Origin of the sequence: Variovorax sp. JS1663 (assembly GCF_002157355.1) — a bacterium.
GTDB lineage: Bacteria > Pseudomonadota > Gammaproteobacteria > Burkholderiales > Burkholderiaceae_C > Variovorax.
This window is the reverse complement of sequence record NZ_LYMK01000001.1, coordinates 394,112-406,302: the sequence shown is the minus strand read 5'-3', so window position 1 is coordinate 406,302 and position 12,191 is coordinate 394,112. Positions and strand designations below refer to the sequence as shown.

At 63.2% G+C, this 12,191-nt stretch carries 15 protein-coding genes; 12 read left to right on the top strand and 3 right to left on the bottom strand.

All coding sequences use genetic code 11. The annotated features are described in order from the left end of the window. Positions 1 to 545 precede the first annotated feature (545 nt). Positions 546 to 1,865, bottom strand: coding sequence for a hypothetical protein (locus A8M77_RS35050; RefSeq protein ID WP_143694533.1), 1,320 nt, complete (start codon positions 1,863 to 1,865; stop codon positions 546 to 548). Positions 1,866 to 2,095: 230 nt separating this feature from the next. Between A8M77_RS35050 and A8M77_RS02245 the strand changes: the two genes are divergently transcribed. The 3 genes from A8M77_RS02245 to A8M77_RS02235 all read left to right on the top strand — a co-directional run bounded on the left by A8M77_RS02245 (position 2,096) and on the right by A8M77_RS02235 (position 2,978). Continuing rightward, positions 2,096 to 2,299 (top strand): hypothetical protein, encoded by a 204-nt coding sequence (locus A8M77_RS02245; RefSeq protein ID WP_086919928.1) that lies wholly within the window; start codon positions 2,096 to 2,098, stop codon positions 2,297 to 2,299. 118 nt (positions 2,300 to 2,417) lie between these two features. After that, on the top strand, positions 2,418 to 2,738 hold the full coding sequence (locus A8M77_RS02240) for a hypothetical protein (RefSeq protein ID WP_086919901.1): 321 nt from the start codon (positions 2,418 to 2,420) through the stop codon (positions 2,736 to 2,738). A gap of 24 nt (positions 2,739 to 2,762) precedes the next feature. Continuing rightward, entirely contained in the window at positions 2,763 to 2,978 is a 216-nt protein-coding gene (locus tag A8M77_RS02235) for a hypothetical protein (protein ID WP_086919900.1), read from the top strand. A gap of 66 nt (positions 2,979 to 3,044) precedes the next feature. Here A8M77_RS02235 and A8M77_RS02230 read toward each other — a convergent pair whose 3' ends face one another. Further along, on the bottom strand, positions 3,045 to 3,860 hold the full coding sequence (locus A8M77_RS02230; protein WP_086919899.1) for an OB-fold protein: 816 nt from the start codon (positions 3,858 to 3,860) through the stop codon (positions 3,045 to 3,047). Between the two features lie 130 nt (positions 3,861 to 3,990). Here A8M77_RS02230 and A8M77_RS35045 point away from each other — a divergent pair, with 130 nt between their 5' ends. Beyond that, positions 3,991 to 4,269 carry a hypothetical protein gene (locus A8M77_RS35045; protein ID WP_143694532.1) on the top strand — a complete coding sequence of 93 codons (279 nt, stop codon included), beginning with the start codon at positions 3,991 to 3,993 and terminating at the stop codon, positions 4,267 to 4,269. A 300-nt stretch (positions 4,270 to 4,569) separates the two neighbouring features. On the opposite strand, the gene A8M77_RS02225 is transcribed toward A8M77_RS35045, so the two are convergent. After that, entirely contained in the window at positions 4,570 to 5,235 is a 666-nt protein-coding gene (locus tag A8M77_RS02225) for a hypothetical protein (protein ID WP_086919898.1), read from the bottom strand. Between the two features lie 109 nt (positions 5,236 to 5,344). On the opposite strand from A8M77_RS02225, the gene A8M77_RS02220 reads away from it, so the two are divergent. The 8 genes from A8M77_RS02220 to A8M77_RS02180 all read left to right on the top strand — a co-directional run bounded on the left by A8M77_RS02220 (position 5,345) and on the right by A8M77_RS02180 (position 11,943). Continuing rightward, positions 5,345 to 6,172, top strand: a complete 828-nt coding sequence (locus A8M77_RS02220; protein WP_086919897.1) for a metallophosphoesterase — start codon at positions 5,345 to 5,347, stop codon at positions 6,170 to 6,172. Positions 6,173 to 6,262: 90 nt separating this feature from the next. Further along, positions 6,263 to 7,300 carry a phosphoadenosine phosphosulfate reductase domain-containing protein gene (locus A8M77_RS02215; protein WP_086919896.1) on the top strand — a complete coding sequence of 346 codons (1,038 nt, stop codon included), beginning with the start codon at positions 6,263 to 6,265 and terminating at the stop codon, positions 7,298 to 7,300. A gap of 181 nt (positions 7,301 to 7,481) precedes the next feature. Beyond that, a complete protein-coding gene (locus A8M77_RS02210; RefSeq protein WP_086919895.1) occupies positions 7,482 to 8,279 on the top strand; it encodes a LuxR C-terminal-related transcriptional regulator in 798 nt (265 codons plus the stop codon). Then, entirely contained in the window at positions 8,219 to 8,995 is a 777-nt protein-coding gene (locus tag A8M77_RS02205) for a metallophosphoesterase family protein (protein WP_238136673.1), read from the top strand. The genes A8M77_RS02210 and A8M77_RS02205 overlap by 61 nt, the downstream gene beginning before the upstream one ends. Beyond that, positions 8,992 to 9,444: an HAD domain-containing protein gene (locus tag A8M77_RS02200; RefSeq protein ID WP_086919893.1), complete on the top strand. Its 453-nt coding sequence runs from the start codon at positions 8,992 to 8,994 to the stop codon at positions 9,442 to 9,444. The genes A8M77_RS02205 and A8M77_RS02200 overlap by 4 nt, the downstream gene beginning before the upstream one ends. Before the next feature lie 656 nt (positions 9,445 to 10,100). Further along, complete coding sequence (locus tag A8M77_RS02190; RefSeq protein ID WP_143694531.1) at positions 10,101 to 10,472, top strand: VVA0879 family protein; 372 nt, start codon at positions 10,101 to 10,103, stop codon at positions 10,470 to 10,472. 12 nt (positions 10,473 to 10,484) lie between these two features. Continuing rightward, positions 10,485 to 10,874, top strand: a complete 390-nt coding sequence (locus tag A8M77_RS02185) for a hypothetical protein (RefSeq protein ID WP_086919890.1) — start codon at positions 10,485 to 10,487, stop codon at positions 10,872 to 10,874. Then, the gene (locus A8M77_RS02180) at positions 10,861 to 11,943 is read left to right on the top strand and encodes a hypothetical protein (RefSeq protein WP_086919889.1); all 1,083 of its coding nucleotides are present in this window, start codon (positions 10,861 to 10,863) and stop codon (positions 11,941 to 11,943) included. Before A8M77_RS02185 ends, A8M77_RS02180 begins: the two co-directional genes overlap by 14 nt. The last annotated feature ends 248 nt before the right edge of the window (positions 11,944 to 12,191 follow it).

Sequence of the window (12,191 nt, the reverse complement as noted above, 5' to 3'; positions counted from 1 at the left end):
TGAAGTGCACACCATCCTTCGGCGAGCACGATCACACGATCGTCTTCATACAGTACGTCGCATTCAAGAGGGCCTCGGTCGCACGCTTACGACTCAACCGGCCAGCCGAATCGAAGACCTGCTGCCGCACCGCTGGAAGCCGTCTGCCTGAGCGCAGTTACCGGCTACACGCTCGCCCGCTCGGGGGCAAGGTGACTTGGCCAGACGCATACCAAGAATGCGCGCTGCGGACAAGCAGTCCGCATTCGGTGGCGGCCTTCAACTGCTGCAAGAGAGGTTTGCTTTACTGCGGATCGATTTTGCGCTCGGCTTCGAATCGCTCAACAATGCTCGCGAAGCTCGGATCTACATATGGCCCGCTAGCCGGTTCGTCGAACCCCGGCCAATCCCCCCATTTCCCTCGCGTCAATCGCCTTTGCGCCGGTAGGACATGCTCCAACTTCTCCAAGGTCGGACTCGAAAGGTTCTCGAAGATGGCTACGGGACCTTTTCCATCGTATTCGCCACACAGCACCCGGTGGCTACGCCACGGATATAGCTGCGCCTTATAGGCAGCAACACCGACATGTTCGATGCACCTGCCGCCTTCGTCGAACCGGCGAGCCCAGAGCTTTGCACTGCATTTGGGTTCCAGACGTGGTGAATCGCCATGGACCATCGCTAACCAAAGGATGCTCACCGGCCCAGGTGTCGATCAGACCAAGACGCTCTTCGTCCGTTCTACCGATGCCGAAGAGCGCCTCGAGGGGCCGAGGATCGACGGAAGAAAGTGCGCGAGCAACATCCACCAGGAAGTCCTCCTCGTCCGTTTCAGCTACATCCGCGATCGCAGTCACTCCGACGGTGGGGCCAGGCCAATCGAACGGGTGTTCGTTTCCGGTGCGACGCATGAACTGGTAGTACGGAAGATCCGACATGCCGCTGAAGTGGAGTTCGGCCCGCGGCCATTTCGCAATGAACTCAGCTGGCGCGCGCGTCAACAAGTCAGCTACTGCGTCAATGGCGTCCGAGTAGAAGCCATGGTCCTGAAGGTCCGCCTCCGACTCTGCGTACACATGAAGGCACCATGGCCCATCCAGTTCGGATGTTCGGTCGCCATGCAGCGACGCCAGGTGGTTCCAAGAAGGAGCGTCTAACGCCGCCGCCGCTACCGACTCCAGGAAGCTTCTCTCAGGATCTGGACGGCCGCATCGGGCGCAGAGGGCGCGAGCCGACAGTAGCCATTCCTTAGGCACTGGATGATGCCAGAACTCAGCCGCAGGGTATGGAGCCCCCGCTCGCCCACGCTTCATGTTCTTCTCTTGCGCGACCCCTCCTAGACCAGGCCAGCGGTGCACCCGCTTAAGCAATTCCGCCTCGGGATGGTCAAACTTTCGCAACCCGATGATTGTTCCTTCTGCCCGCTCGCGCGCTGCGTCTGAGACGCGTCTCATCTCGATCGGTCGCACGCTGAACATCAGTTCCGCGCCAGACCACAGGTCGAGTGTTTGCCTATCTGCATCGAGCTTGACTGCCGTCGGAAGCGTGCTGCGACGGCGACACTCCTCGACAAGATGCCCCACGGCCTTTTCGAATGATGGAGCGCACCGAAGATCAGAATCATGGATGGGATTAGTGGCAAGGAACGGGCGAACCGCGAACCACTGACGGTCAGATTTTCCTCGATAGCGCAGCCGCTCGGCCACCCGCAGGTCGGCCCTCGTGAAGATCTGATCCAACGCAACATGCCAGTGCTCGCCCATGTGCACTTCGAGATCGCCAAGCAGCGGCTCGACCCGTGCGCGCAGCTTGTCCCAGGGCCCGTCGTACTCGGCCAGATTGGTTTCAGCGGGCGCACCGGCGCCCTCGGATGGGGATGTGCTCATGATCACCTCGAACGTTTGGGCGTTGCGGTGTGCACGTTGCCGCGCCCAGTTCAAGGTACTAAAGCGGGTGGGAAAGATCCGGCCCTGGTTCACCTTCCGCAGGATGCGGGTGCACGGCGGGCTTGGGCAGCTAGTGGTAGTTTAGCGCCGGCCGGCTGGCGCACACAAGGGGGCAGGGGATCGCATGCAGAATCCGGCAATTGGACCCAGGTAGGATCGACCGAATGCCCATGAACCAAGACCTCTTCGCCGACTCGGCGTCCATTCTGCGCATGCCGTCCTGGCTTGGTCCGGGCGTCCATGAGGAAACCGATCTCCCATTCGAGCCGGGCGCCTACAACATCACACCCGGCGAGCGCTGGACCGTCACCGCACTGAAGACTGGCGAAACCGTCTACTCCGGCACTGGCCCGGTGGAAATCATCAGGGCGTAGGCCGCACAGCGCCTTCTCTCGACGCTCTGTGGGCGGCGCGCGACAGATCGCAGTTTCGCGGTGCAACGTGCGATCCTTCGCGGCGGTGTCATGCCGACCCGCCCCACAATTTCGGGTCATGAGCACTACTCGCGCCCCTCTCTGGTACCACCACGCATGGTGGTTGCCCGGTGCGAGCTCGGTCTTCGCACTCGCCCTGGCGGTGGCCACACTGCACCCCACCGAGCAAAGCATCCTGCTGTCCGTCGCGATCCTATGCGCCCTGCCCTGGTCTCTCGCCCTTCTTCTCCTTGACTTCGGCGAAGGGTTCGCCGACCGCGCCGCCCTGGTCGTCTGCATCGGGCTGTGCGCGAACGTCGCTCTGTTATGGTGGTCTACCGCGCTGCTGCGCGACCGCTACCGCGATCGCCATGCAGATCTGGTCGATGTCGACGCATGAAAACGCCCCATTAGGAACCGCCCCATGAAGTCCGAACGCAAAACCCTGGTATGGGGTCAAGAAGCGGTGGTCGAGCATCTCGAGAGGCTCCTCGCTGCTGCGAAGGCCGGCGAGTTGGACGACGTCGTCATGGCTCACCGAGTTTTCAAGAGCGACGGCACGTTCGAGGACATCGTCTTTGGCGGTACCGAGGAACAGCGCCAAGCCGCACTCGCGAAGCTCAGAGCCACGGACGATTGACCGCTGCTGATGTTTATGCTGACCGCAGAAGCCACCGTGCAGCAAAGTAGACTGCCCGCCACCGGGCTATTTTGCCTTCACCAACTTTGCCTCCGATTCAGCGTCGATCTTCAGGCCGGCAGCTCGCATCTTCGCGATGATTTCGGCGATGCGCTTTGGGTCGCTGGCCTGCGCTTGATTGATCGCCTTTGAACAGCCCTTGGAACAGTCGACCTTGTCGTCGACAGCACGTGCCATCGCCTCGACCGAAACGGTCAGGCGGACCGCTGACGGAGTGGTTGCTTCGCCTTTGAGGAAGCGCTCAACCTCTTTGCCAAGCTTGGCGCCCTCTTCCTTCGCGATACTCGCTGCGAAATGACAGTCGCCAAACATGGGCACGCCTGCAACCGAGCCTTTTCCGTTGCAGACAAGCGCGACGGACTGGCCCTTTTTTAGTTGTGCTGCAGCAGGGGCAAGGTCCCTAGAGAGGTGCGCCTGAGCCCCGATCGGGCCTGTATCCCGGTAGACGATGTAGGGTGTGTTACCCAGGCCACTGCTGATGCTTTCAATCTTTCCGCTCAGAAGCAGCCGCTTCCTGAAGAACTTCTGATCTCCAGCAACCTGGTTGTCGGCATAGATCTTTGCGACCTCTTTTGGCGTTGTCACAACAAGATCGAGCCTTTGGCCAAGCAATGTCTCATCGCCACGTATGAAGCCGGAGATATCGTCTGCCAGCAGGTACTCGAACAGCGACATGAACTGGAGGTCAAACTGATATGGGGTCGCACCCTTTGCTGAGCTCACGAGAACCTGGCCGGGTGCGGCGAAGGACGCTAGGGGCGCAGCAGTGGCTCCTACAAGAAGCATGGCAGTCAGAGCGAGGTGAAGGAGGTGTTTGGTCACGCCGAAATCGTCATGAGAGGTGGTGGTGGAACTATAAAGCGCGAAGGAGCCGATTCAGAGTCCGCGCGCCCAGGGGTGCTGCTGAGCCAGCGCCGGGAAGCGTAGCGCTCGCGCCCGGTACGATCGGCGCATGACCGACACCATCGACCTGTTCTCCCGCTCCGCCACTCTCCTCCGCATGCCCTCGTGGCTGGGCTCGGGCGTGCATGAGGAACTTGAACTCACGCGTTCGATCAACGCTCTGACCAGCGGCCCCGCACTCGCCCGTCGCCCTTGCGCGACCGCGTCGGCCCACTTCATTCTGTTCCGCGTTACCGATCACACCCGTATGTCGCCAGCACCGTCGCGCCGCCCATCACCAGTTCCGCCGCGCGAACCGAAGAAGCGTGAGCCTCAGGAGGCACCATGAAGCTGCGCGCCAGGCGCAAGCTACTGTCTCGGCTCCGGGCGAAGGTAGCGAAGCAAGATAAGCGGCCATCACCTTCACCCGCCGCCATCCGCGCGACGATGCGCCGGATCTACAGGGAGAACCAATCCCTCTTCGAACGACTTGCTGACTCGTAAAGCCGGCCCGGCGTTGCTCACCCGGTGCTACCCGCCCAGACGCACCAGGACCCCGAGAAGCAAGGCGACCGAAAAGCCTCGCGCCGGAGCGATCAGATTCAGGACACGGCCCGCTGCGCGGTTGACTGGTCGTTTTCATTACGCTTCAGGCTGGTCGAACGTGCGACAGCGCGGCCGCGAGGTCCACGCCTCCATGCTCTCGCACTGCAACCCCGACGCTCGTGTCCTCGGTCAGATCCATCTCCACCATGTTCCCCACGAACTCGACCAGCGTCTCGCGATCGAGCATGCCGGGTATCGGTTCATCGACGTAGCCAAACCCAGCGACCACCTCGCCGTCGACCCGGCGGTACAGCAGCAGAATCCAATGGTAGTTGTCGAGCTCCGGTGACTGCTCGGCCGTGGCGATGAACCCCGGCGCCGCGGCGATCGCGCGCAGGCCCGCAGCGAACGCCTGCAGCGTCTCCGGCGACGCCATCGATCCCTCCTTCGGCTGCACGGCCTGGCTGGCGCTTGCCATGGCCACGGCTGCGCGCGCGCGCAGCTCGTGGCCGTCGCCCCCCTCGACCTCGTCCCTCACTGCGACCAGCTGCGCCGGCGAGATCGCCGCGGCCGCGATCCAGACATTGCTCGTGTCGACCAGGTAGACGAACGCGTCGGTCGCCAGGGGCTGCCGGCCCGCGTGCAGATCGAGGCCCCAGTTCGGCCTGGGCTCTTGCGCCAGGGCGCCAACGGCCTTCCAGAACGAACGCTCCGGGCCGGTGGGGGCGGCAACGCGCCGCAGCAGCGCCTGGGTCTTGAACGATGACAACTGTTCGCTTCCATGGACAGACTACCCGGAATGCTACGCCTCCGATTTGCAAGCCGGCCGCCCCCCGCCCTAGCGCGATCGGGAGCGTCTCCCGTAAGCTGATCGCCACATGAAGCTCCTCGTCCTCTCCGACCTGCACATCGACTCCGGCACCTTCCGCGTGCCCGCTGTCGAGGTCGACGCCGTGATCCTGGCGGGCGACATCGCGGCAACCGCGGCAAAGGCGCTTCGCTGGGCGAAGCGGCCCGGCAACTTCGCCGAGCACACACCGATCATCTTTGTGCCGGGCAACCATGAGTTCTACGGCGGCGTCATGGACACGGCGCTGTCGGACATGCGCCAAGCAGCTGCCAGCAACGTTTATGCACTGAGTCCGGGCGAGGCGGTGCTCCAGGGCGTACGGTTCCTTGGAACGACCCTGTGGACCGACTTCTCGCTCACGATCGAGACCGATGCGGGCGCTGTTACCGATGTGGCTCGCGCCATGAAGGCCGCACAGCGAACGATGAGCGACTACAAGTGCATCCGGGTGGCCGAGAATGTCGGCCGCAGCGGCTATCCCGACAGAGTCAAGCGGCGCAAGCGCCACCTGACGCCCGAGGACTCCGCCGCGCTTCATCTCGTGCAGCGCCAGTGGCTCGCCGAGAAGATGGCCGAGCCCTTCGAGGGCCCCACGGTCGTTGTGACACATCATGCGCCGCACCGCCGATCGCTCCACCGAAAGTTTGCTTCGGACTGGATCTCGGCAGCGTACGTGAACGAGCTTCCTGAGAGCTTCTTCGAAGTCCCCAGGCTCTGGATCCACGGACATTTGCATGACAGCATGGACTATCGGGTCGGCAACACCCGGGTCGTTTGCAATCCCCGTGGCTACGCGAACGCGTTCAAGCCCGAGCTGAATCCCGCGTTCAACCCCAGACTGATCGTCGAGGTCTGAGCATCCTCGGTTCGCGCCGCGGTATCGGCGCGGACATTTTTTTTCGATCTGTCCTAGCGCCATTGCGGATCCGGTCCGTATGCTGGTTGCATGACCTTGCTCGCCATCGATACCGCCACTTCCGAAGACGGCCTCGCCTACATCAACGACGAGGGGATTCCAGATCTGGCGTCCTACGACCGGATCGTTTGCTTCTTCTCAACGGGCAAGGACAGCCTGGCCTCCGTGCTCCACCTGCTGGAGCTGGGTGTGCCGGCGAACAGGATCGAACTGCACCACCACAACGTCGACGGTGACCCGGCCGCGGGCGACGGCCTGATGGATTGGCCCGTGACCCTGGCCTATGGCCAGGCCCTGGCGCGCCACCTGGGCATGGAATATCAGACGTCGTGGAGGGAGGGCGGGATCGAGCGCGAGATGTGCAGGCAGGAGACGCGAACGGCGCCGGTGGTCTTCTACAAGGACGGCCAGCGCATTCAGACCGGCGGCGTCAACGGCCCGCTCGGCACGCGGCGCAAGTTCCCGCAGAAGGCAGCCTCCCTGAGTGTCCGCTGGTGCTCGAGCGTGTCCAAAATCGACGTCGGCGTGGCGTACCTGCGCAACGATCCGAAGTTCCAGAACCAGCGCACGCTGGTGGTCACCGGCGAACGGGCCGAGGAATCCAGTTCGCGTGCGCGCTACGCCACGTTCGAGCAGCACCGCGCGGATGGCCGCGGCGGGAAGCTCGCCCGGCACATCGACCACTGGCGGGCGGTGCACAGCTGGTCCGAAGCGCAAGTATGGGCTATCATTGAACGGCATCGATTGCAAGTTCATCCCGCGTACGAGCTTGGATACGGACGTGTTTCGTGCCAATTTTGCGTGTTTGGTTCGAAACACCAATGGGCTACTAATCGCGCGATCGCGCCGCGCGCATTCGGCCGGATCGCTGCCTATGAACACAACTTCGATGTGACGATCGACCGCAAGCTCACCGTCGGCGAGATGGCCGATCAGGGCGTTCCCTACCCCGCGGCTGTCGGCATCTGGGTTGAGCGCGCGATGGCTACGACCTGGGACGCGCCGATCGTGGTCGAAAGCTGGAAGCTGCCGGCAGGAGCGTTCGGCGAAAGCTGCGGCCCGACCTGAACCGTGCGAGCGACCCCCCGGGCCCGGCAGAAGGAGCGCGCCGGCGTCAGTTCGTGTGAAACGTCGCACTCAACCCACGCGATCACACCGTTCCAACTGGGGATCCCTGCCGATCCGGGCTCAAAATGGTGAGTTTTCCAAGCAACTATCACGCCACACGGGCGTGACGCGACACGCCCCCATGAGCATTTACGTCATCGACGATCACCCTCTCATCCGCGACGCCGTATCGATGGTGCTGCGGACTCTTCGCCCCGCCGCGAACATCGTCGAACTCGATCGTCTTTCTCGCCTGAATGCAGCAGTCAGCAAGCACGGGCCGCCGGAATTGGTCTGCCTCGATCTGAACCTTCCCGACACGAACGGGTGCGACGGCGTCGCCGAGGTGAAGCGGACGTACGCCGACGCGCCCCTGGCCGTCTACTCGTCTTCGCCTGCAGAGGAGATGGAAGCTCAGTGCCTGGCCCACGGCGCAGATCTCTACGTCGCCAAAGACGTCGGGGGCAAGCACTTGGCCACCTCCCTGCGCACGCTCCTGTCGGGCGGCACCGACGGCGCCGAGGCATCGGATGCGGGCCCTGTCGACCACGAACCGCTCACCAAGCGCCAGCTCGAGCTGGTCAGCTTGCTGAACGAGGGGGCGACCAACCGCGATATCGCCGATCGCCTCGGGATTGGCGAGGACACGGTCAAGGTGCACATGTACCGCCTGTTCAAACGCCTGGGCGTCAAGAGCCGCACGCAAGCCTTGCACTACACGCGGTCGAACGACCTCCTCATCGGGGCGGCAGACCAGAAAGCTGCGCGGGAACGAACTACGGGCACCGATACGGAGGCCTCCATACCGAGCCTTCCTCGCCCTCCTTTCCCCTCATACCCACGGAGCGCTGACCAGTTCGGCTCCAGCCAGGAGCCCAGATGTCCAGCTCTCAGCATCCTCTCCCCTCGCCCGCACCCATCTTCGCAGCGCCGAAGCTGATGTTCTTCGGTGATCCGCACGGGGACTTCAGGCCCATCATCGCCGCGGTCCAGCGCTATCGACCCGAGGCGATCATCCTGCTCGGCGACCTCCAAGCCCGTCAGCCGCTGCATATCGAGCTCCAGTCGATTCGCGAACTCACGCAGATCTGGTACATCCACGGAAACCACGACACGGACACGGACGCCGACTACGACCACCTCTGGGGTTCGGAGCTCGCGGATCGCAATCTGCACGGCCGGGTGGTCGAGATTGCCGGGTATCGGGTTGCCGGCCTGGGCGGGGTCTTCCGGGGCAAGATTTGGAACCCGGACGAGCCAGAGGCGAACGCCCCGTTCCGCTCCCGCGCCGACATGCTGCGCCATGTGACCCGAGGAGGAACGGTGGAGGGCCCATGGCGCGGCGGCATCGCTCGCAAGCACCACTCGAGCATCTTTCTCGACGAGTACGAGGCGATGATCGGGCTGGAGGCCGATGTTCTCGTGTCGCATGAGGCGCCGGCGGCGGCGCCGGGCATGCGGCACAACGGCTTTGCGGCGATCAGCGAACTGGCGGCCTCCCTGGGCGCAACGCTTGCCGTCCATGGGCACCACCACCGCGCGATCGACTATGTCCACGAGGGCTTGATGCCCGCCTCTGCGCCCTTCCGGGCCTTCGGCGTGGACATGGGGTCCCATCTGGCCTGGCCGCTCATCGAAGGACGGGGGCCACGATGATCCTCTTCCTGGATTTCGACGGCGTTCTGCATCCGGAAGGCGAAGGCCACCTTCCAAACGACGGCACCGACTTCTGCTTCCTGCCGCGCCTGGAGGCGCTGCTGCGCGACTTCCCGCACGTAGGCATTGTCGTCAGCTCGACGTGGCGCGAGCGCCTCTCGCTCGACGAGCTGCGCTCGTTCTTCTCGCCCGACATCGGCGCACGCATCATCGGAGCGACTCCGCCCCCAAGGCGCGATCCGGCCGGCTACGTGCACGCTAGGCGCGAAGGCGAGATCTGCGCATGGCTTGAGGCGCATGGGGGCGTTGACCAGCCGTGGGTTGCCCTCGATGACGCGGAGTGGCAGTTCGATCGCCACGTCGATCACCTGGTCGCCTGCGGTTCGTTCGTCGGGTTCGATGACCAGGCGGCCCAGGCCCTGCGCGCCCACCTCGCTTCGCGTCCATAAACTGCCGCCGGCCGGCATTGTGACCGGCAGTTCCAACGAAAGGTCGCCTCGACTCAGCGTGTCGATTCGCGGGGAATTGGGGGAGGAGAGGGCCGCTATGCCTGGCGCAGCATGTGCGCGTCCAGCTTTCAGAGTACTGCAGTCAACTCAGTGCAGTACGAGAGATCTTCAGTAGATCAGGCGCCTCCGGCGCTTCTTTGAAGGTTTGCATTCGCAATCCTCTCGGATTGATTGTACACAAAGCTGCAGTTTCGCAGCAGGTCCTTCAGTCCGGCCTTCAAAGGAGTGAAACATGAGCGACTGGGCTGATTTTTGTGAACACGTGGACATCGATCCCAACGACCCCGACCAGTTCGATGACTGGCTTTCAAGACAGGACGCGCCTCATGAAAGCCGCAGCGCTGGACCCGTCCCCGCCTCTCGAGCCCTGTGGCGCCAGCTGGCAGACCCGCAGTGCAACAGGTGCAGCGGCACGGGCTACATCGGCCGGTACCGCTGGAACTGCGGCGGCCGGTGCTTTCGGTGCATATCGGATGAAATGCTCCAGCAAGCCCGCCTCGCGTAGCTGAGGTCAGGCTCGGAAAAGTGGCGTTCCGCCTTGCGCGAATCGAATGCAGTCCCGCATACTGTTTTCATCCTCGCGACAAGCTATCACCGTGAACGAAACCAGCACTTCCGACAGCATTGCCGGCGACGGCGTCCTCTCCGCTGAGCAATGGCGCGCCGAGGCCTCCCGCTTGTTCGGGCCAGATCCACTGAGATGGCGCTTCGTGTGCCCGAGCTGCGGACATGTCGCCGCGGTCGAGGACTGGAAGAACGCCGGCGCAAAGGACACGCAAGCCGCGTTCTCCTGCGTCGGCCGCTACATCGGCGCCGACGATTCGCGCACCTTCAGGAAGGAAGGCGGGCCGTGCACCTACGCCGGTGGTGGTCTCATCCGACTGAACCCAGTGGCGGTTCGCCACGAGGACGGCGCGATCACTCATGTGTTTGCTTTTGCAGGGGCCACCACCGCTGCGGCGGCCTGAGGGAAGAGGCCGATGCTTGATATTCGCCCCTTCACCAACGAGCAATGGTGGGCCATGTGCGATGCGCACATGTCGCTGCCGGAGCCGCTCGCCAAAGCCGACCTCAACAAGCCGTTCGTCTACGACCGCCGCTACGGCGTCTTCTACGTTGCCCCGGGCCATCACCAGCACGCCATGAGCATCCTGCTCGCGTTCCGGCACGGCCACACCAAGGGCCCGGCTGTGGCCGAGCTCCTGGGCCTGAAGTTCTCGCACGGGACAGCCGACGAGTGGCTGCGCACCACGCCGGGCGCGTGCTTTCTCAGTTCAGTGGGGAAGAACGTCCTGGCCGGCAACCGTGACTCGCTCAGTATCATCGAGCGCCGAATGATCGGCAGGAGGGTTTCGTATGCGTTTGAGTGAGTCCGGCGGTGCTTCGATCGAGGAACGTCTCGAGCGGTTGCGACCTGCGCTGGACCAGGTGCGCTGCGAAGACGCGCGGCAGCATCGAACCGAGCTTCGGAAGCGCATCGTCACCGGGGGAGCTGTTCACCATGTACAGCAGTGCATGCGATGCGGCAGCCAAGTCGGCAGCCCCGAGCCGCGTCCACCAGTCGAGCCTAAGGCGTTCGACCAGAAGCTCGTGGCGCGGCACCAGGAGGTGATGCGCGAGTATGGGGAGCTGCTCCGTGAGAAGGCTCGCGCCGACCTTGCAAGCGCTGGTGGCGGTGATCCTTTCGACCCCACAACGGCCCGACAAGATGCTCGGCAACACATGGCTGACTCGGTCGACGAACTTCTTTCACGCATGAGCGAGATCGATGGAGAGACGGCCGCTCTCCAGGTGTTTCAACAAAGGATCTCCGCGGTCAAAAAGAGGAGACGCGACGAACTCGCCGCCTCCACGAATCGCTTCGCCTCCGAGGTGGAGTTGTCGGCGTGGCTCAAGAGCCACCTTCAGGCCGATTTCTTCCTCCACGAGGAAGTGCGAGGCCGCCACCTTGCGGAGGACCTGGGGGTTCGCATCGACTTTGTGGCCTACCCCAAGCAGCACTTGATCGATGCAGGATTCGAAGCGGGTCCGTTCGGCATCGAGGTCAAGTACATTGATCCCATGAACGGATTCAGCCGCAAGGCCAGTCGAGCGTTCTGGCAAACCGTGACCTATACAGATTCCGAGTTCTACGTGGGCGCAGAAGCGGTGCGGTTGAATTTCGCCATGCTGTTTACCAACCTAGGCTTCGATGCAGAGTACAAGCTTCTCGCATCCGACGACGTTGAGCAATGGCATGCCTTCGTCAACCTCGCGCATCATTCCAGGGTGGCACGCCTTGAAGTGAAGGGCACCAAAGCTCGATTGGAGCAATGGACCATCATGTTTAGCAGCAACGCCTACTTCTATCGCAAGGCTGAGTTCCGCACCGGCGAGGTGAAGTACTGGCGGCCGAACACCAACGCCCTTCGAAAGATTCAGCGCGTCGGCAATTTCTAGCTAACTGCCCTTACGCGATTGCAATCGGGCCGGTATCTTGGCCTGATGACGTCCGGCTCCTCACTTCATCTCAAGGCCACCCGCAACGACTCGACCTGCACTGCCAGCGCTGGAACCACGGCCGTGCCAGCTATCGCCCAGCAGGCGAGATATTCGACCCGCGCCGCGCGAGCGTCGAGCCAATCGAAGAGCGCGAGGCAAAGGCCTTCGTGGAAAAACACCACTACTCCGGCAGCTATCCAGCAGCG